Origin of the sequence: Mycobacterium sp. 4D054 (genome assembly GCF_052245755.1) — a bacterium.
Lineage (GTDB): Bacteria > Actinomycetota > Actinomycetes > Mycobacteriales > Mycobacteriaceae > Mycobacterium.
In genome coordinates this window covers 1-18,918 of the sequence record NZ_JBQQCF010000030.1, presented here as the reverse complement: position 1 = coordinate 18,918, position 18,918 = coordinate 1, and the positions used below count along the sequence as shown (strand labels likewise).

Sequence of the window (18,918 nt, the reverse complement as noted above, 5' to 3'; positions counted from 1 at the left end):
CGATCGGACCGGCACGACGGGCCTAGGCTGGCCGGATGGGCAGCAGCGAGGAGCGTGCCGGCATCGAGCTGACCAATCTGGATCAACCGCTGACCGACGACGCCGGGGCCACCAAGCGCGACCTCGTCGACTACCTGGACGCGGTCGCCGATCACATCGTGCCTGTGCTCGCCGGCAGGCCGTTGACGGTGCTGCGGGCGCTGCGGGGCCGCGCCCCGTTCATGCAGAAGAACGTCCCCAAGTACACCCCGGAATGGCTACGCACGACGTCGATCTGGGCAGAGGCGTCGCAACGTCAGATCCGGTACGCGGTCTGCGACGATCGGCGCACGCTGCTGTGGTTGGCCAATCAGCGCGCCGTCGAATACCACCCGGCGCTGGGGCCGGCCGGCGACATCTACCGCCCCACACATCTGATCCTCGACCTGGACCCGCCGGACGGCGCCGACTTCGCCTCCGTGGTGACCGTCGCCCACCTGGTGCGGCAAGCCCTGACCGACTGCGGACTGGCAGGGGCGGTGAAGACCAGCGGCTCGCGCGGTCTGCACATCTTCGTCCCGATCGACGACAGCGCACCCGTCGACGACGTGGCGGCTGCGACGCGCGCCCTCGCCGCCCGCGCCGAGGCGCTGGACCCGGCCCTCGCCACCACCGCGTTCATCGTCGCCGACCGCGCGGGAAAGGTGTTTGTCGACGCGACCCGCGCGGGCGGCGCCACCGTCGCCGCGGCCTACAGTCCGCGGCTGCGTCCCGGCACACCGGTGTCGTTTCCGGTGGCGTGGTCGGATCTGGATCGGGTGCACCCCCGCGACTTCACGGTGCACACCGCTACCGGGCTCCTCGGCGGCGCCGACCCGTGGACGGCCGAGATGCCCGCGCCGCAACGGCTGCCCGGCGAGCTGATCGAGCACGGCCGGACCATCCCGGTCGCGCGCGTGGCCGCGATGCACGAAGGCAAGCGCCGCGCGGCGCGCCTGCGGGCGCAGTCCGACTCCGGGTCCGAGCAGAACGGCTAACCGTCGGCGGGTTTGACGATCGTCGCCTTGGTCAGGCCGCTGACCGTCAAGACCGGCAGCAGGATGGGGTTGACCACGAGCTCGATGGAGTCCACGTGCTCGAAGAGGACGTTGATGGCACCGCTGTCGAGGTACTCCACGGCGCTCAGATCGACGAGCAGCCTGCGCCCCTTCCCGTCGACCGCGGCGCCGACGGCCTCGGAGAACGCCGCGATGTTGCTCATGTCCAGCTCGCCGGCGGCCGTCAGCACCACCGAACCGTCCTCCTGACGGTGGGTGTGCAGGGTCAGCGGGGTGGCCATCATGTGATCCTGGCGGTCATGCGGACAGTGGTGCCCGTGGTCTGGGAGTCGATGGTGACATCCTGCATCAAGGCCTCCATCAGTGCGATGCCCCTACCCCGGTGCAGGGCGGGGATCTCGGCAGGCGTCTTCCACGTCCCGGAATCGGTGACGGTCAGGTACACGGTGTCGGGCAGCGCGATGGCGCACAGCCGGACCCGGCCCGGAAGCTCGCGGTGACCGTGCTCGATGGCGTTGGCCAGCGCTTCGCCGACCGCGATCAGCACGTCCAGCGACTGCTCGTGGGACACCCCCACCGCGGACAGCCAGTCCCGCAGCGCGGTGCGGCTGGCGGCCAGTTCCCCGACGTCGGCGGGGAAGTCGAGATCCAGCGGCGCGGGCTGGCGGTAGAGCAGCAGCGCGACGTCGTCGTGGTAGCCGTCGGCGGGTGCCAGCCGGGACATGATCACGTTGGCCAGCTCGTCGAGCGCGGTGGCCCGGTTGTCCTGGACGACGTCCGTCGCGCGGGCGATCCCGTCGTCGATCGATTCCCGTCGGCGTTCGACCAAACCGTCGGTGTAGAGCAGCAGGGTGGACCGCGGCGGCATCGTCTCCCGCTCCTCGGTGCGGTGCGGCGGACTCTTGAGACCGAGCGGGGTCGCGCGGGCTCCTTCCAGCAGCCGGGTCGACCGGTCCGCGGTGACCAGGATCGGTGGCGGGTGACCCGCGCACGAGTACACCAGCTCACCGTTCTGCGGGTCGAGCACCGCGCAGAACGCGGTGGTGCAGCGCGCCCCGGGCAGCCGGGCCGCGAACCGGTCCAACCCTGACAGCGCCGCCGCCGGGCTCGGGTGTTCGAGCAGCAGGGCGCGGCAGGCGCTGCGCAGCTGACCCATGATCGTGGCGGCGGTGAGTCCGTGGCCGACGCAGTCACCGACGATCAGTCCGATGCGGCCGTCATCGAGGTTGACGACGTCGTACCAGTCGCCGCCGACCTGCAGCGGGCTGGTGGCCGGCTGATACCGGACGGCGAAGCCGCTGGACAGCGACGGCCCCAGGATCGCGTGCTGCAGGGCCAGCGCGGTCTCGCGCTGCTGGTCGATCTGATGGACGCGCTGCAGCCCCTGCCCGAGCCGGCCGGCCAGCACCGTGAGCAGCGTGTGATCCTCGGCGGTGAAGCGCCGCCGCTCGAACAGCTCGATGTAGATCACAAGCACGCCCTGCGGATGGCGCAACGCCACGCCGGCGGCGCCGGCGGTCGAGGTGTCCGGGTCGAGCAGCTGGTCGTCACGCAACGCGGTGATCACCGTGCGGGTGTGCGGGGGCAGGTCGTCCCAGCGCGCCGGCTCGCCGACACACACCAGGTGCGGATCCGCCGACTCAAAGTCGCGGTCCCCGGCGTCGGTCCAGGTGACCGCCAGCACGCGTCGAGCGCCCCACACCGCGGCGAACTCCTCGCTGGCGGCGAGCACCGCCTCGTCGAGGGTGTCGGATTGGGCGAGTTGCTCGTTGAGCGAGGCCAGCGCGGTCTCGCGCTGCACGATGTAATGCTCGGCACTGACGTCGCGCAGGGTTCCGACCACGACGTCGCGCCCAGTCTCGGGATCCTCGGTGTGGGTGAACGTCATCGCCACCCACAGCCGGTGCCCGTCGCGATGGGTGACGGGCACCGCGCCGATGCTGCCGTGCCGGTCGGTCAGCAAGCTGTCGAAGGCGTCCTGCACGCGGCGGTACGCGTCGGGATCGTGCTCGGCAGACGGCCACCACGGGTACACGGGCCGGTACGGCAGGCCGGCCGAGTCGAAGCCGAGGATGTCGGTGAAGGCCGGGTTGATCTCGATCACCGCACCGTCCTCGTCGCAGACGAAAAAGGCCTCCTGCAACGAATCGACCAGCGCCGAGCGCCAACGGGCGTGATATTCACGCAGCCGGGCGAGCTCAACGTTGGTGCGCACCCGCGCGAGCAGCTCGGCGGCCGCGAACGGCTTCACCAGGTAGTCGTCGGCGCCGGCGCGCAGGCCGTCGATCGACGCCTCCTGGCCGGCGCGCGCCGAAAGCAGCAGCACCGGCAGGGCCGCGGTGCGCCGGTCGGCGCGTAGCTCGGCGACCAGTCCTAGCCCGTCGAGGCGGGGCATCATCACATCGCTGATTACGAGATCGGGCGGGCTGGCCCGGATCGCCTCCAGGGCCGTGTGCCCGTCGACGACGGCCTCGACCCGGTATCCGTCCGAGCGCAAGAGCCGGCTCAGATATTCGCGCATGTCGGCGTTGTCGTCGGCGACCAGCACCCGCGCCTGCGCGGCGGCGGTGGCGGCCCCGAACGCCAGTCCCGTTCCGGCTCCGGCCGGCTCGCCCGCGGCGGGTTCACCCATGGCGGGGATCCACCGCAACGCCTCCTCGACGTAGGCGTTGGCGGCTCCCGCACCGCCGCGGGGGTGGCTCGCCGGCGCGATGGCATCCTCGGGTAGATGGGCAGCGCCGATGGGCAAGCGGATCGTGAACGTCGTTCCCCGCCCTTCGACGCTGTCGGCGGCGATCGTGCCGCCGTGCAGCGTGATGAGCTCCTTGACCAGGGCCAGCCCGATGCCGCTGCCCTCGTTGGACCGCGCCTTCGCGTTCTCGATGCGGTGGAAACGTTCGAACAGGCGCGGCATCTCCTCGGCGGGCACACCGGAGCCGGTGTCGGCGACGACCACCACCGCATCGCGCCCGTCTCTGCGCACCCGCACCGTCACCCGTCCGTCGAAGGTGAACTTCAGCGCGTTCGACAGCAGGTTGAAGATCACCTTCTCCCACATGTCGCGATCGAGGTACACCGGCTCGTCGAGCGGTTCGCAGTCGACCTCGAAGACCAGGCCGGCGCGCTCCATCGCCGAACGGAACACGCTGGCCAGCTCGGCGGTCAGGGCGCCGAGGTCGACCGGTTGATAGAGCGCCTGGGTGCGACCCGCCTCGATCCGGGAGAAGTCCAACAGCGCGTTCACCAGCTTGGCGAGCCGTAATCCGTTGCGCCACACCACATCCAACTCTTGCCGGGTCTCCTCGTCGACACCGTCGGCCCGGCGCAGTTCCGAAACGGGGTCCAGGATCAGCGTCAGTGGGGTCCGGAACTCGTGGCTGATGTTGGAGAAGAAGGCGGTCTTGGCGCGGTCCAGTTCGGCCAGCTCCTCGGCCCGCCGCTGCTGGGCCCGGTAGCTGCGTGCCAAACCGATGCCGGCAGCGATGTGCGCCGCCACCAGGGTGACGAAGCCGCGGTAGGCCTCGTCCAGGAGCCGGTATCGGTTCAGTCCGGCGACCAGGAAGCCGCTCGGCGAACCGCCCTGATGCAACAGCGGCACCAGCAGGGCCTGGACCGGGGGTTTGCGCCAGTCCCCGGTCGGCAACGACGGGTAGGCGTCCTCGTCGAGGTCGACCAGCACCGATTCCCCGCGGGCCAGGGCGGCGAGCGGCCAGGGCCGATCGGTACCGGGTGCCAGTCGCTCGGGCACCGCGGGATGTCCCGCGGCGATACCGCTGGCGCCGGCCAGCCGTGCCGACCCGTCCTCGTCGAACAGATAGGTCAGCGTGAAGGGCAGGTCGCGAAGATTCTGATCCAGCTGTCGGTCGACGAAGCGCAGGATCTCCTCCTCGGCGCGCACCAAGCTGGGGTCGGATCCGAGGTCGCGCAGCGTCGCCATTCGGCGCTCGCCGATCACCCGCACGGTGTCCTCGCTGACGACGCACAGCATGCCGACCACCCGGCCCTCGTCGTCGCGCAGCGGGCTGTAGGAGAACGTGTGGTAGGTCTCCTCGGTGTAGCCGGACCGCTGCAGGAACAACAGCAGCGCTGTGTCCCACGTCGCTTCGCCGGTCGAGAGCACCTTTTCGATGCGCGGACCGATGTCCTCCCAGATCTCGGCCCACACCTCGCGGGCGGGCCGGCCCAGTGCCCACGGGTACTTCCGGCCGAGGGTGTCGCGCCGGTAGGCCTCGTTGCAGAAGAACGTCAGGTCAGGTCCCCACGCCATCCACATCGGGAACCGCGACGTCAGCAGGATGCTCACCGCGGTCAACAAGCTCTGCGGCCACCGGTCCGGCGGACCGAGCGGCGTCGCCGCCCAATCGACCCGGGCGTGATCGCGGCCGACTTCCCCACCGTCGGCGAAAACGCTTGCCGGAGAGGGCCCGTCGGGCTCAGCGCCGCTCATCGCAGACCAGCGCTCAAAGTCCGGGCGTCCGCCGCCACGCCGCTGCGGCCGCACACGTCCTGCACGCTCTGTTGAGGATTCACGCGTCCGGCAACCTTCACTCGGACGGCTCGGACGAGCGCACGGCACGCGGCATTGCCGCATTATTCCACTGGATCGCCGTCCGCAAACACGTTCGGGGACGCCGTCAGGTGTGGGCGGTCGCGGTCTGGGGGCCGAACTCGTTGGACACCGGCACGACCACGTCGGCCGGGAACCCACCACGGCGGGCATGCTCGCGAACGGCGTCCTCGTCGTCGGCCTCGTGGATGCAGTACACCTTGTCCCCCGCCACGTAGCTGGTGATCCATCGGTAGGGGACGCCGAGGGACTGCATGGCGGCGTTGGACTTCCGGGCGATCTCGGCGAGCTGCTCCTCGGTGAGCTCCGAGGCGCCGGGGATGTTCCGCTCGATGAGGAACCGTGACATGGTGCCCTCCTGACACTCGATGGATTTGCCCGTATCCGGGCCTGATCCACGGTGCACCGCCGACGCCGTCCGCGTCATCGGGGAAACCTCCCCACCTGGCGCCGGCAACCGCCCCAGACCGGTCGTTTTCCCTGGTGGGACCGGTCGATTGCGGCTAGCATCGGTCCGTGACGCTCACCGAGCGCGAGCACGAACTCGATCAGCTCGCGGCCCGGGGCGCCGCGGCACGCACCGGGCGCGGAGGCGCGGTGCTGGTGTGCGGCGAATCCGGCGCCGGCAAGACGTCGTTCGTCGAAGCGTTCGTCGCGGATCTGCCCGCCGACACCCGGGTGCTCTGGGGCGCGTGCGACCCGCTGTCCACGCCCCGCCCCCTGGGCCCGCTGCGAGATGTCGCTTCGGGTTTCACCGCCGCGACGCGCAAGCACCTCGCCAACGGCGACCAGCCCTACGACATCTTCGTCGCGGTGTTCGAGGACCTGCATGCGCATCCGTCGGTGCTGGTGCTCGACGACCTGCAATGGGCCGACCAGGGCACGATCGATCTGCTGCGGTTCCTGCTCCGCCGCGCGGCGCAGTCGCATCTGCTCATGGTCGGCATCCTGCGCGACGACGAGGTCAGCGTCACCCACCCGCTGCGCGGCCTGCTCGGCGACGTCGCGCGTTCGCCGCACGGCCTGTCGCTGACACTGCCCGCACTGAGTCCGGCGGCCATCGCGGCGATGGTCGGCGACCGTGACGTCGACCCCGACCGACTGCACCAGATCACCGGCGGGAACGCATTTTTCGTGTGTGAGATGCTCGACCACGACGGGGTCGAGCTGCCCGTCACCGTGCGCGACGCGATCCTGGCCCGCACCGCGAACCTCGACACCGCGGCATGGGATCTGCTGCACCTGCTGACGTGCGCGCCCGGCGCGATCGGAGACCACCTGCTGATCGGGCTCGGCGTGACGTTGCCGGCGCTGCGCGCCCTCGACCAGGCGAAGTTGATCAGGCGCGACGCCCGGGGGGTCGCCTTCCGCCACGACCTGTGCCGGCGGGCGATCGCCGAGGTCATGCCGCCGGGCGCCGAGCCAGGTCTGCACCGCCGTTTCCTCGACGCACTGCGTGAGGCCTGCGACGAGGATCCGGCCGTGCTGACCCACCATGCGCTCGGCGCAGGCGACGGAGCCCTGATCACCGCCGCCGCCGCGCAGGCCGGGCGGACCGCGGCCAGGTCCGGCGCCCACACCCAGGCGTGCGAGTTCTTCCAGATCGCGTTGGAGCGCGGCGGTCTGCTCGGCGACCGGGCCGAGGCCGAACTGCTCGAACAACTCGCCGACGAGTATTACCTGACCGACCGTCTCGACGACGCGATCGGCGCGTGCCGTCGCGCGATGCGGATCCGAACAGGCATGGACTCCCCCGTCGCGGTCAGCGCCAACCACCACTCACTGGCGGTGTACGAGTGGTACAACGGCAACCGCGCGGCCGCCGACCAGCACGTCACCGACGCCATCGCCGTCCTCGATCAGGCTGTTCCACAACAGAATCCGAGCCGGGCATGTCAGCTCGGACACGGCTTCGCCATGCGCGCGTTCCTGGCCGTGCAGTCCAGCCGGGTGGACGCGGCGGCCGAGGCGCTGCGCCGCGCGAGGGAGCTTGCCGCCGAGGCCGGCGACCCCGCGCTTTCGGTGCGCGTGCGCCTCATCGGGTACTACTGCGACATCCTCGCCGGCCGGGTCGCCGTCCGCGACCGGTTGCTGGCCGAACTCGCGGCCGGTCCCCGCCACATCGACGAGACGTACTCGGGCGGCTACACCAACCTGACGTACTTCGACGTCGAACAACGCCGGCTCGATGCCGCGGCTGCACTGCTGGACACCAGCATCCCGCTGATGGTGGAACACGATCTCCCAATCTGCCGGATGGTGCAACTGGGTTCGCGGAGCCGACTGCACCTGCTGGTCGGCGACTGGGACGACGCGCTGGCCGACGCCCAGACCGTGCTCGGCAGTCCAAGCGCCCCGCTGGCGCGGACGTGGCCGCTGCTGATCCGCGGCCTGATCGCGTTACGCCGTGACGGTCACGACGGCGGGGCGATCGACGACGCGTGGGACCTCGCCTGCCGCTTCGGCGAAGTGGTGCGGATGCTGCCGGTCGCGTCGGCGCTGGCCGAACGGATGTGGCTGACCGGTGTGTCCGACGCACGTATCCCGGAATGCCAGGTGTTGATGGATGATTCGAGTACCGAGGGACTGGAGTGGTCTCGCGGCGAGCTGGCGATGTGGTTGAGCCGCATCGGTACACCGGTGTCCGTGACGGGGCGGGTCGCCGAACCGTTCCGGCTCCTGTCGGCCGGCCGGCACGACGAGGCCGCCGAGGCGTTCCACCGCCTGGCGATGCCGTATGACGCGGCGCTGGCGCTCGTCGACTCCGTAGAGCCTGCGGCCGCGCGCCGCGGGCTCGATGTGCTCGACCGGCTGGGCGCGGACGCGGTGGCCGGCAAGGTTCGTGCGGGGCTGCGGGCGGCCGGGGCGGGTACGGTGCCCGGCCCGCGGCGGGCTTCGACACTGTCCAACCCGGCCGGGCTCACCGCCCGACAGGTCGAGGTGCTGCGACTGCTCGGCGACGGTCTGACCAATGCCGAACTGGCCGAACGGTTGTACCTGTCGATCAAGACCGTCGACCATCATGTCTCGGCGATCCTGACCAAGCTCCAGGTGGCCGGGCGCCGTGACGCGGTGCGCAGGGCGCGGGAGGTCGGCATCCTCACCTGAGGAGGTGGTGTGGTGGTGCGGTGGTGCCGGACGAACAGACGAAAAATGGGTGGTCGCTCCCGATGTCGGCAGGCCGTCGGCCCGCGACCGTTTGGGTAGCCGGTCGGTCAGCGGCCGCGGTACCCACCGACAGATTCGAGGACACCATGACCTCTGCTAACGCCGGCGTGGCGAGCGATCCCGACGCCGATCGTCAACTGAAAGCCAAACATCGTGCGCTGTGGGCATCGGGTGACTATCCCGCCGTGGCCGCGGACCTGATCCCCACCCTGGGCACGCGGCTGGTCGAGGCCTGCGGCATCGGCGCCGGGCAACGAGTGCTCGATGTCGCGGCGGGGTCGGGCAACGCAGCCATCCCGGCCGCTTCGGCCGGCGCCACCGTCGTCGCCTCAGACCTCACCCCGGAACTGTTCGACGCCGGGCGCGCGATCGCCGCCGACCGCGGCGTGCAGCTCGACTGGGTGGAGGCCGACGCCGAGGCGATGCCGTTCGCCGACAACGACTTCGACGTCGTGATGTCCTGCGTGGGCGCGATGTTCGCCCCGCATCATCAGGCGACCGCCGACGAACTGATCCGGGTCACCCGGCCCGGTGGAAACATCGGTCTGATCAACTGGACGCCCGAGGGTTTCATCGGCAATCTGTTCGCCACCATGAAGCCCTATGCTCCCCCGCCGCCGCCCGGGGCGAGCCCGGCACCGTTGTGGGGTAGCGAGGACCACGTCCGGGAGCTGTTCGGCGACAAGGTTTCCGACCTGACCATGCAGCGCCGGACGGTAGTGATGGATCACTGCGCGACGCCGCTGGAGTTCCGCGAGTACTGGAAGTCGCACTACGGCCCCACCATTGCGGCGTACCGGTTCAACGCACAGGATCCCGAACGGTTGGCCGCTCTCGACCGCGATTTCCTGGCCTTCCTGGAGAAGTGGAACGGCTCCACCGACCCGGGCAGCACCGCCTACGAGGCCGAGTACCTCCTGGTGACCGCGACCAAGCGCTGACACGGCGATTGCCACTCCGGTAGCCGATCTGTTGGACTCAGCGGTGTTCCGCGCCGTCGCGTGAACGCGGTCCGGAGAACCGCTCGCTGACGAAGTGCAGCACCACACCGGCCAGCAACAGCAGACCGGCGAGCAACCACACCTTGGCGCTCTGCTGAGTCATCAGAACGATGCACGAGCCGACGCCGAGCACCGGCACGAACGTCGCGGCCCGGAAGTGTTCGTGTTCAACATGATCCCGGCGCAACACCAGCACCGAGACGTTGGCCGCGAGGAACACGAACAGCAGGAGCAGCACCACGGTCTCGGCCAGCGTGGACAGGTCGCCGACCAACGTCAGGAGCATGGACGCCACCGTCGTCGCGATGATCGCGACCCACGGTGTGCGGCGGCGGGGCAGCACCCGGGACAGCACGTGCGGGAGCAGACCTTGCTCGGCCATCCCGAACGCCAGCCGGCTGGACATGATCATGGTCAGCAGCGCCCCATTGGCGACCGCGATCAACGCGATCAGGCTGAACAGCCAGTCCGGCACCCCGACTCCCGACGCCGACACCACGTCGAGCAGCGGGCCCGAGGACTGCGAGAGCTCGTCGGCGGGCAGCGCGATCGCGCTGGCCAGCCCGACGAGTGCATACACCACGCCCGCGGTGATCAGCGCGCCGAACAGTGCGGTCGGGTACACCCTGCGCGGGTTCTTGATCTCCTCGACGACGTTGGCGGAGGTCTCGAAGCCGACGAAGGAGTAGTACGCCAGGATTGCGCCGCCGAGGACGGCCAGGCCGGGTGAAACGCCGTCGGGAAACGCGCCGGCGCGGCTGATGTCGCCGTCGCCACGGCCCAGCATCACCGCCACCACCGCGATCACGATGACCAGACCCGTCAGCTCGATGGCCGTCATCACGACGTTGGTCTTCAGCGATTCGCTGATACCGCGTGCGTTGAGGCAGGCGACCAGGGCCAGGAAGACCAATGCGGCGGGGATCACGGGAACGTCGATGAACGTGGCGAGGTAGTCGCCGGAGAAGGCCAGCGCCAGCCCGGCGGCGCTGGTCACGCCCGCAGCCAGCATGCAGAACCCCACCAGGAAGGAGACGAGCGGTCGTCCGAAGGCTCGCTCGGCGAACACCGCCGCTCCGCCGGCACGCGGATACTTCGTCACCAGCTCGGCATAGGAGCCCGCGGTGAGCAACGCCAGTAGCATCGCGACCGTCAACGGCGCCCACAACACCCCGCCGACCTCGCCGGCCAACTCCCCCATCAGCGCGTAGACGCCGGCACCGAGCACGTCGCCGAGGATGAACAGGAACAGCAGCGGACCAGTGATCTTGCGCGCCAGCTTGGTCGGCGCGACGCTCGCCGCCGCGGTGTCAGACGACATGAATCGGCTCCCCCTTGTCGGTGATGCACCCCCTGACGGGCGTAGAGCCATGTACCCCGAACCGCGACATCGACACCACGACTCGGCCGAGGCGGCTGCCCAGGCAGTACAGCGCCGCATCGGCGAACTCCCAGCGCGGACCGCCGAAAGTCACCTGGGCGACCGCCGCGACCGACAGAATGGCCCGATGCGTTTCGGAAACTTCATGGCCCCGTTCCATCCCGTCGGACAGAACCCCACCCTCGCCCTGGAACGGGACCTCGACCTCATCGTGGCCATGGACCGCCTCGGCTTCCACGAAGCCTGGGTGGGTGAGCACCACTCGGCCGGCTTCGAGATCATCGCCTCCCCCGAGGTGTTCATCGGCGTCGCGGCCGAGCGCACGAGGCACATCAAGCTCGGTACCGGTGTCAGCTCGCTGCCCTACCACCACCCGCTGTTGCTCGCCGACCGCATGGTGCTTCTCGACCATCTGACCAGGGGCCGGGTGATGCTGGGTTGCGGACCCGGTCAGCTCACCTCGGATGCGCACATGCTCGGGATTCCTGCCGACGAGCAGCGGCCCCGGATGGAGCAGTGCCTGGACGCGATCATGCGACTGCTGCGGGGCGAGACCGTCACGATGCACACCGACGGCTTCACACTGCAGGATGCGCGCCTGCAACTGACGCCGTACAGCGAACCGTGTTTCGACGTGGCCGTTGCGGCGTCCTTCTCCCCCACCGGTCCACGCGGGGCCGGCCGGCACGGCGTCGGCATGCTCTCGATCGCGGCCACCGCCAAGCAGGGCATGGATCTGCTGGCCCAGCATTGGAGCACGTGGGAAGAGGTCGCGCGGGAGCACGGGCATGTGGCGGACCGGTCGAAGTGGCGGCTGGTCGGTCCCATGCACCTCGCCGAGACGCGCGAGCAGGCCGAGCGCGACGTCGAGTACGGCATCGCCGCGTTCTCGCAGTACTTCTCGCACATTCTGCCGGCAGGCCCGGTGCAGGGTGACACGCCCGCCGAGATCATCGCGAACAATCACGCGACCGGTTTCGCGGTGATCGGCACACCGGAGGATGCGATCGCCAAGATCGAGGAACTGGTCGAGGCGAGCAACGGCGGCTTCGGTGCGTTCCTGCTTTTCGACCACGACTGGGCGCCTCCCGCGGCGAAGCTGCACAGCTATGAACTGTTCGCGCAGTACGTGATCCCGCACTTCACCGGGCAGCTCGCCGCACCCGCCGCGTCCCGCGACTGGGTCACCGGCAGCGGCCGCACGTTCGTCGACCAGGCCGCCCACGCGATCGGCAAGGCGATCGAGGATCATGCCGCCGAACAGCAGGCCAGGCATTCTGCGGTGAATTGAACTGCCACCACACAACCGATGACTTCACCGTCCCGCGATCTGACCGGCACGCTGCATGAGTGCATGGACCGGTGGAGTCTCAGGCTCGACGGGCCGGTACGCGAAGGCACGGAATCTCTGGTGGCACCGGTCCGCACCGACGGCGATCTTCCCGCCGTGCTGAAGGTCAGGGCGCCGGACGCCCCGAGCGAGCACGAGCATCTCGTGCTGCGCCGCTGGGCGGGGCACGCAGCGGTGCGGCTGCTGCGCGCCGACCCTCCTCGGCGGGCCGTGCTACTGGAGAGGCTGCAACCACAGGCATTGACAGGTCGACCGGACACCGAGGCCTGTGAGGTCGTCGCTGGACTCTACGCTCGCCTGCACGTGCCGCCGATGCCGCAGTTGCCGTCGCTGCGCGCGCGGGTGGCGCAGTGGATCGAGGTCGCGGGCGGGTTGCCGCGCAGCGCCCCTATTCCGCACCGCCTGGTGGAGCAGGCCACCGTCCTGGGTCGCGAATTGACCGTCGAGACAGACGATTCGGTGGTCCTGCACGGAGATCTGTATTCCGGCAACATTCTCGCCTCCGATCGCGAGCCCTGGCTGGCGATCTCGCCGCAGCCGCTGAACGGGGACCCCCACTACGAGTTGGCCCCGATGCTGTGGCACCGGTGGGACGAGCTGGCTCAGGATGCCCGGGACGGCGTGCGTCGCCGCTTCTACACCCTCGTCGAGGCTGCGGGGCTCGATGAGGACCGCGCCAGGGCCTGGACGCTGATCCGCGTGGTGTGCACCGTCACCCGTGCGCTGATGGGACACCGGCATCAAGCCGCGGATTTCACGACCAGGTATGTGGCGGTCGCCAAGGCGATTCAGGATTGACACCACCGACCGGAAAGATACTCGGACGCCGACCCGTCCCACCTTCTTCACGTTGTTACAGCCGTGAACGATGCGTCACAGCGGAGCGAAGCAGGCGTTGGCGTCTTCCCGCGGAATCGACGCGTCTTGGCTGGAGAACGTCCCGACCACCCCGGCGCCGGTCACCTGCACGCTGTCGGCGTGAATGCCCAGCGGGTAGTTGTCGTTGAGTTTCCTCGTCAGGTCGTCAAGCGCGCCCTGCACCACGTCCTTGGGGAACGGTCCGTCGACCGCGACCACCTCGAGGTTCAGGTCACCTTCTGTGACAACGGGTTTGGCGGTCACCATGGTGGCGCCCGCATCCAGGACGAGGGTCCCGGCGGCCGGGTCGGTGCGGACCCCGGTGATCAACTCACCCACCGCGGGCAGGTTCGCCACCGCGGTGTCCCTGATGCCGTCGGAGCGCCACGTCAGGGTCGCCGACAGGGAGCCGATCGTGCCTTTGGAGTCTGCGGAGTCCTGCAACCGCACGTCTTCGAGGGTGACGTCGGCGGTCATGCCGTCAGCGGACTGCACGCGGTCCCCCGCGGTGTGCACGGAGATGTTGGTGTAGCGCCCGGTGAGGTGCTGCCACAGGAACGGCGGATTCACCCCGTAGGAGATCCTCGCGCCGTCCTCCACCACGCATTCGGCGATGCCGACGAGCACGTCGTCCGCGCGGTGCCGCGCATACAGTTCGGCGCCGGCGAGGCCGCCTGCGAGCGCCGCCACCACGATGACGCCGAGCAGCAGCCCGCTGCGACGGGTGACCCCGGTGCGACGCCGCGGAGCGGGCTCGCCGGCATGTGGTGGCGTCGATTGCGGCGGCACCGGCCGGTCCGGCGGGGGCGCCGCCGGTCGCCGCATCCGCTCGGTGGGCGCGGTGTCGCGCATCGGCGGTCGCAGACGTTCCGTGCGCGCGTCGGGCGCACCGGGACGAGGCAGCCGCCGGGTCACCGGATCAGTCCCCGGGTGGGCCCGACCCCGCCGGTCGGGTGGCCGGGGAGGTTGCGGCGGCGTCGTCACCGGCGCAATTCTGCCGCACGACGCTACGTTGACCGCATGGATTCCGGACCGCCCCCGTTGATCAGCTCGGCGCCGCGACCGCATCCCGCGCGGTTGGACGCCGCCACCTATCCCGTCCACGGCGAGGCGGCGGCCCGGTTCGGTGACATGGACGCCAACGGGCACCTGAACAACGTGGCGCTGGAATCGCTGCACGAGAACACCAGGGCGACGTTCAACCGATGTGTCTACCCCGGGGCCTACGACCTGGCCACCCGGGCGCACCGCCTCGTGACGTCGACGATCGTCGTGCACTACCTGCGCGAGGCGCCGTGGCCGGCGGTGCTGCAGACCGCGATCGGCGTCGGGCATATCGGCCGCACCTCGTTCGTGGCGTCGAGCGCGCTGTTCCTCGACGGCGCCTGCATCAGCCTCTGCGACACGGTGCTGGTGCTGCTCGACGACACCGGCCCGACACCGATCCCGGATGACGTGCGTGCCGGCCTGGAGGCGTCACGGCTTGCAGCCAGCAGGTAGCGAGATCGACCGCCAACCACAATGACACCGGCCTACCTGCCGGGCAGAGTGGACTGCGCCAGCTTCGCCAGCCGAGGGAGACCACCGTGCCGACGTCCATCATCCCCAGCACCCACACCGCCTCCCTGCACGACGGTGAGATCGTCGAGGAGTCCGAGCTGGGCTCCATGCGCCGTGTCACCGCCGACAATCTGCCAATTCTGAACGGGCTGTCGATCAAGCGGGTGCTGCTCAACCCCGGGGCGATGCGCACCCCGCACTGGCACGCCAACGCCGACGAACTCACCTACTGCGTCTCGGGCACGGCGCTGGTGTCGATCCTCGACGACCACAGTCGCTTCGCGACCTTCGTCGTGACCGCCGGTCAGATGTTCCATGCCACATCGGGGTCGCTGCACCACATCGAGAACATCGGCGAGGACGTCGCCGAGTTCATCATCGCCTTCCGCCACGAACGGCCCGAAGATTTCGGCTTCGGCGCCACCCTCGGAGCCTTCTCCGACGCCGTGCTCGGCAACACCTACGACCTGCCTGCCTCCGACATGGCCAGGATCCGGCGCGACACCACCGATCACAAACTCGCCGCGCGCATCGGCGCACCCGACGTGCCCGCCTGCGCGTACTTCAGCGATCCGCACAAGTTCGACATCGAAGCGCAGACCCCGGGCCTGAACTACGTGACGGGAAACGCGCGGTTCGCACGGGACCAGTTCTGGCCGGCACTGAAGAACATGTCGATGTACTCGCTGCGGGTGGCCGAGGACGGGATGCGGGAACCGCACTGGCATCCGGTCACCGCCGAGATGGGTTACGTCAGGCACGGCAACGCCCGTATGACGGTGATGAATCCCGATGGCACACTGGACACTTGGACAATGGGTGCCGGCGACATGTACTTCATCCCACGCGCCTATCCGCACCACATCGAAAACACCGGCCCCGACCAATGGCACTTCCTGATCTTCTTCGATCAGCCGTTCCCGGCCGACATCGGTTACCGCGCATCGGCAAGCGCCTATTCCCGCGAAGTGCTGGCGGCGGCGTTCAACACACACCTCGACGACCTGCCGCGGTTCCCGTTCACCCCCGCCGATCCACTGATCGTGGGCCGCAGCAACCCCGTCGACTGACCGGACACACCGCAGCGTGAGGATGTCTGGGCGTGCCGACGGCCGGCATCTGTGTCACCATACGAACCGTGGGGTTGTCAGATCGTCTCAGTGGTATCGGACGTTCCGCACTCGCCGCGGGGGTCTGCTCATTCGTCACGCTTGTCCTTGCGCCGCAAGCCTTTGCCCAGCCCGCACCGCCCGCGCCGCCTGCTCTGCCGCCGCCTGGATGCCCGGACGTCGAGGTCGTCTTCGCCCGCGGCACCACCGAGGCGCCGGGCCTCGGCGTCATGGGCCAGGCGTTCGTCGACGACCTTGCGGCCCGGGTCGGTGACAAATCGGTCGGGGTGTACGCAGTCGACTATCCGGCCAGTCCTGACTTCCCCACCGCCATCGAGGGCATCACCGACGCCAGCACCCACGTGCAACGGGTGGCGATGGACTGCCCCGACACCAAACTGGTGCTCGCCGGTTACTCGCAGGGTGCGGCGGTGATGGGTTTTGTGACAACGGAATTGATTCCCGATGGCGTCTCGGTGTCGGAGGTTCCGGAGCCGATGCCGCCTGACATCGCCGACCACGTCGCGGCGGTCGCGCTGCTGGGGGCGCCGTCGGAACGGTTCATGGACGCGATCCAGCAGCCGCCGGTGACGATCGGCACGCTGTACGAACCCAAGACCATCGAACTGTGTGTGCCGAACGATTTCGTGTGCTCGACGGGCAACGACATCGGCGCGCATGCCCGCTACATCTCGGACGGTCTGGTGGTGCAGGCCGCCGATTTCGCCGCGAGCAAGCTGGCCGTTGCACAGGCAGAGACCGCGACGTCCGGAAACTGAGACCGTTCGGCCGGCCGTCGGTAAAACTGGGGCCATGACCGAATCCGTTGCCGCCCGCGTCGCGGTGTATCTCGACTTCGACAACATCGTCATCTCGCGGTACGACCAGGTCAACGGCCGCAACTCGTTTCAGAAGGACAAGGCCAAACCGCCCGCCGACGGGCCGGACAGGCTGGCTCGCGCGACCGTCGACGTCGGCGCCCTCATCGACTTCGCCTCGTCTTTCGGGACGCTGGTGCTCACGCGCGCCTACGCCGACTGGTCGGCCGACATCAACGCCGGCTACCGCGGCCAACTGGTCGGTCGCGCGGTCGACCTCGTCCAGTTGTTCCCGGCGGCGGCCTACGGGAAGAACGGTGCCGACATCCGGCTGGCCGTCGACGCGGTCGAGGACATGTTCCGCCTGCCCGACCTGACCCATGTCGTCATCGTCGCCGGCGACTCCGATTACATCGCGCTCGCCCAGCGGTGTAAACGCCTGGGCCGCTATGTCGTCGGCATCGGGGTTGCCGGCTCGTCGAGCCGCATGCTGGCCGCGGCATGCGACGAGTTCGTCACCTACGATGCGCTGCCCGGCATACCGACGCCCGAGCCGGCGGCAGTCGAAACGACGCCGGCACGGCGGCGACGGTCCGGAACTGCTAAGACCTCCGAGGAGCCTGAGACGCCGGATCCGCAGGCGGCGGCCACCGGGCTGCTGACCCGCGCGCTGCGGATCGGGCTGGAGAAGGACGATGTCGAGTGGCTGCACAACTCGGCGGTCAAAGCGCAGATGAAGCGCATGGACCCCTCGTTCAGTGAGAAGTCGCTGGGCTACCGCTCGTTCAGCGACTTCCTGCGTTCGAGATCCGACGTCGTGGAACTGGACGAGAGTTCGACGACCAGGATGGTGCGACTGGCCGAGCCCCAGGCCCAGAACCCTGCGGCCCAGAACTAAAGAAAGCCGGACCTGAGACTCGGTGTCTCAGGTCCGGCTCTTCGTCCGGTGGAGCTGCCGGGAATTGAACCCGTTTCGGCCCCCTGGTCAGAGGGTCGAAAACGCTCTGAGCTGCCAAAACGGATTACGCCACATCACGGGATTTATCTGTAACTGTGGGCAGATTGTGGGCAAAATGTGGGCAGGCGTGAAGTGCCGGGAGGGCAGGTCGTCGCTCTCGCGCGAGTGATGAGCGGTCGTGGCGACGCCTTGGCCCGTATCGGTGAACTTTGACCCTCCCGGCAAAGAATTTCAGGTCCTGACGATGGCCTCGTAATGGTGCAATCGCCCGCGAAATAGGTGCCGCTCCACCTTGCCTTCTAGGGATAGCATCGAGTGCCCGCCATAGGCGAAGAGGATCTGATTAGCTCCCGATGTACTGGGCACCTGAGAGGCCGCATTGAGCGGGATTTCGTAGTCAAACGGCTTGAGGATCAATTGATAGCGGGTGTTGGTAATTGACCCGCCAGCAACCAACACGTCTGCCGATGACATCGGAACCACAACGGCCGGAACCGTACCGTTGAAGGTCTCAGTAACCGGATGATCTGCGCCGACGCTGGTCCGACAGATCACCCCGACGCGATCATAAAAAATCACGTCACTGCGCCTTGATCCGGTAGCGATTGAGCACAAGACGCTCTGTCAGGGTCCACCCTTGAAATCCGTTGCGAATGGATACTGTGCCGATAGTGGTGCCCAACTGTTCAGGATTGGCGGTCAGTCGTGCGGCAGCAGTTGTGATGACCGATGCAATTTCGTCGTTAGGAACCCCGTCGCTGAAACCGCCGTCACGGGTGTATGCGCGGGCCATTAAGGTGATCGCTTCGGCGTGGGCCTCGGCCAGGGCGACCGACCTCGTATCGTCACCCTGGCCGAGAAAATCAGCGACCAATTGGCCGGTTACCGCAGCCATCGTTAGATGGTGATTCCGGTCAGTTTAATGACGGCCTCGGGATTGAGCGGTTTTGCGTCATATCGGCACACAACGCGAATCGCCATTTGGTTGCGTCCAGCAGAGTGGTGTACGAGTCGGACCTGATCAGCGGTACCGGCGTGTCGTAGCCGACTGATTGAGGGTCATCGCGTGATTCTTCGAGAGACCGACCAAAGTCACTCGAGCAAAGGAAT

At 68.7% G+C, this 18,918-nt stretch carries 17 protein-coding genes; 9 read left to right on the top strand and 8 right to left on the bottom strand.

Features of this window, described 5'->3' with window-relative positions; all coding sequences use genetic code 11:
* Window positions 1–35 precede the first annotated feature (35 nt).
* Window positions 36–1,016, top strand: coding sequence for a DNA polymerase domain-containing protein (locus ACTWP6_RS20200; protein ID WP_260751193.1), 981 nt, complete (start codon window positions 36–38; stop codon window positions 1,014–1,016).
* Here the strand turns inward: ACTWP6_RS20200 and ACTWP6_RS20195 are convergent.
* The 3 genes from ACTWP6_RS20195 to ACTWP6_RS20185 form a co-directional block, all read right to left on the bottom strand.
* Window positions 1,013–1,318: an STAS domain-containing protein gene (locus tag ACTWP6_RS20195; RefSeq protein ID WP_260751192.1), complete on the bottom strand. Its 306-nt coding sequence runs from the start codon at window positions 1,316–1,318 to the stop codon at window positions 1,013–1,015. The genes ACTWP6_RS20200 and ACTWP6_RS20195 overlap by 4 nt on opposite strands.
* On the bottom strand, window positions 1,318–5,484 hold the full coding sequence (locus tag ACTWP6_RS20190; RefSeq protein ID WP_443188605.1) for a SpoIIE family protein phosphatase: 4,167 nt from the start codon (window positions 5,482–5,484) through the stop codon (window positions 1,318–1,320). The genes ACTWP6_RS20195 and ACTWP6_RS20190 overlap by 1 nt, the downstream gene beginning before the upstream one ends.
* A gap of 187 nt (window positions 5,485–5,671) precedes the next feature.
* Window positions 5,672–6,031: a DUF4242 domain-containing protein gene (locus tag ACTWP6_RS20185; RefSeq protein WP_443188604.1), complete on the bottom strand. Its 360-nt coding sequence runs from the start codon at window positions 6,029–6,031 to the stop codon at window positions 5,672–5,674.
* Window positions 6,032–6,120: 89 nt separating this feature from the next.
* On the opposite strand from ACTWP6_RS20185, the gene ACTWP6_RS20180 reads away from it, so the two are divergent.
* Together ACTWP6_RS20180 and ACTWP6_RS20175 are read left to right on the top strand one after the other, a co-directional pair.
* Window positions 6,121–8,712 (top strand): ATP-binding protein, encoded by a 2,592-nt coding sequence (locus ACTWP6_RS20180; RefSeq protein WP_443188603.1) that lies wholly within the window; start codon window positions 6,121–6,123, stop codon window positions 8,710–8,712.
* Window positions 8,713–8,858: 146 nt separating this feature from the next.
* Entirely contained in the window at window positions 8,859–9,713 is an 855-nt protein-coding gene (locus ACTWP6_RS20175; protein WP_260751188.1) for a class I SAM-dependent methyltransferase, read from the top strand.
* Between the two features lie 37 nt (window positions 9,714–9,750).
* Here the strand turns inward: ACTWP6_RS20175 and ACTWP6_RS20170 are convergent, their stop codons facing one another.
* Together ACTWP6_RS20170 and ACTWP6_RS20165 are read right to left on the bottom strand one after the other, a co-directional pair.
* Entirely contained in the window at window positions 9,751–11,094 is a 1,344-nt protein-coding gene (locus ACTWP6_RS20170; RefSeq protein WP_260751187.1) for an APC family permease, read from the bottom strand.
* A complete protein-coding gene (locus ACTWP6_RS20165) occupies window positions 11,084–11,248 on the bottom strand; it encodes a hypothetical protein (RefSeq protein WP_260751186.1) in 165 nt (54 codons plus the stop codon). The genes ACTWP6_RS20170 and ACTWP6_RS20165 overlap by 11 nt, the downstream gene beginning before the upstream one ends.
* A gap of 33 nt (window positions 11,249–11,281) precedes the next feature.
* Between ACTWP6_RS20165 and ACTWP6_RS20160 the strand changes: the two genes are divergently transcribed.
* Entirely contained in the window at window positions 11,282–12,445 is a 1,164-nt protein-coding gene (locus ACTWP6_RS20160; protein ID WP_260751185.1) for an LLM class flavin-dependent oxidoreductase, read from the top strand.
* A gap of 18 nt (window positions 12,446–12,463) precedes the next feature.
* Window positions 12,464–13,303 (top strand): aminoglycoside phosphotransferase family protein, encoded by an 840-nt coding sequence (locus ACTWP6_RS20155; protein WP_260751184.1) that lies wholly within the window; start codon window positions 12,464–12,466, stop codon window positions 13,301–13,303.
* 75 nt (window positions 13,304–13,378) lie between these two features.
* On the opposite strand, the gene ACTWP6_RS20150 is transcribed toward ACTWP6_RS20155, so the two are convergent.
* Window positions 13,379–14,278 (bottom strand): LmeA family phospholipid-binding protein, encoded by a 900-nt coding sequence (locus tag ACTWP6_RS20150; RefSeq protein ID WP_443188602.1) that lies wholly within the window; start codon window positions 14,276–14,278, stop codon window positions 13,379–13,381.
* A gap of 105 nt (window positions 14,279–14,383) precedes the next feature.
* Between ACTWP6_RS20150 and ACTWP6_RS20145 the strand changes: the two genes are divergently transcribed.
* The 4 genes from ACTWP6_RS20145 (at window position 14,384) to ACTWP6_RS20130 (ending at window position 17,748) form a co-directional block, all read left to right on the top strand.
* Window positions 14,384–14,863, top strand: coding sequence for an acyl-CoA thioesterase (locus ACTWP6_RS20145; RefSeq protein WP_260751182.1), 480 nt, complete (start codon window positions 14,384–14,386; stop codon window positions 14,861–14,863).
* Between the two features lie 86 nt (window positions 14,864–14,949).
* On the top strand, window positions 14,950–15,993 hold the full coding sequence (locus ACTWP6_RS20140) for a cupin domain-containing protein (protein WP_260751181.1): 1,044 nt from the start codon (window positions 14,950–14,952) through the stop codon (window positions 15,991–15,993).
* Between the two features lie 68 nt (window positions 15,994–16,061).
* Complete coding sequence (locus ACTWP6_RS20135; RefSeq protein WP_313901305.1) at window positions 16,062–16,811, top strand: cutinase family protein; 750 nt, start codon at window positions 16,062–16,064, stop codon at window positions 16,809–16,811.
* A gap of 34 nt (window positions 16,812–16,845) precedes the next feature.
* Window positions 16,846–17,748 (top strand): NYN domain-containing protein, encoded by a 903-nt coding sequence (locus tag ACTWP6_RS20130; RefSeq protein ID WP_443188601.1) that lies wholly within the window; start codon window positions 16,846–16,848, stop codon window positions 17,746–17,748.
* A gap of 291 nt (window positions 17,749–18,039) precedes the next feature.
* On the opposite strand, the gene ACTWP6_RS20125 is transcribed toward ACTWP6_RS20130, so the two are convergent.
* A complete protein-coding gene (locus ACTWP6_RS20125; RefSeq protein ID WP_443188600.1) occupies window positions 18,040–18,387 on the bottom strand; it encodes a hypothetical protein in 348 nt (115 codons plus the stop codon).
* 1 nt (window position 18,388) lies between these two features.
* Window positions 18,389–18,703: a hypothetical protein gene (locus tag ACTWP6_RS20120; RefSeq protein WP_443188599.1), complete on the bottom strand. Its 315-nt coding sequence runs from the start codon at window positions 18,701–18,703 to the stop codon at window positions 18,389–18,391.
* Between the last annotated feature and the right edge of the window lie 215 nt (window positions 18,704–18,918).

Excerpts from the sequence above, each read along its gene's own strand:
- ACTWP6_RS20185 (WP_443188604.1), bottom strand. The coding sequence starts at position 6,031 with ATGACGCGGACGGCGTCGGCGGTGCACCGTGGATCAGGCCCGGATACG.
- ACTWP6_RS20130 (WP_443188601.1), top strand. The coding sequence starts at position 16,846 with ATGACCGAATCCGTTGCCGCCCGCGTCGCGGTGTATCTCGACTTCGAC.
- ACTWP6_RS20200 (WP_260751193.1), top strand. The coding sequence starts at position 36 with ATGGGCAGCAGCGAGGAGCGTGCCGGCATCGAGCTGACCAATCTGGAT.
- ACTWP6_RS20160 (WP_260751185.1), top strand. The coding sequence starts at position 11,282 with ATGCGTTTCGGAAACTTCATGGCCCCGTTCCATCCCGTCGGACAGAAC.
- ACTWP6_RS20170 (WP_260751187.1), bottom strand. The coding sequence starts at position 11,094 with ATGTCGTCTGACACCGCGGCGGCGAGCGTCGCGCCGACCAAGCTGGCG.
- ACTWP6_RS20155 (WP_260751184.1), top strand. The coding sequence starts at position 12,464 with ATGACTTCACCGTCCCGCGATCTGACCGGCACGCTGCATGAGTGCATG.
- ACTWP6_RS20120 (WP_443188599.1), bottom strand. The coding sequence starts at position 18,703 with ATGGCTGCGGTAACCGGCCAATTGGTCGCTGATTTTCTCGGCCAGGGT.
- ACTWP6_RS20175 (WP_260751188.1), top strand. The coding sequence starts at position 8,859 with ATGACCTCTGCTAACGCCGGCGTGGCGAGCGATCCCGACGCCGATCGT.
- ACTWP6_RS20195 (WP_260751192.1), bottom strand. The coding sequence starts at position 1,318 with ATGGCCACCCCGCTGACCCTGCACACCCACCGTCAGGAGGACGGTTCG.
- ACTWP6_RS20145 (WP_260751182.1), top strand. The coding sequence starts at position 14,384 with ATGGATTCCGGACCGCCCCCGTTGATCAGCTCGGCGCCGCGACCGCAT.
- ACTWP6_RS20190 (WP_443188605.1), bottom strand. The coding sequence starts at position 5,484 with ATGAGCGGCGCTGAGCCCGACGGGCCCTCTCCGGCAAGCGTTTTCGCC.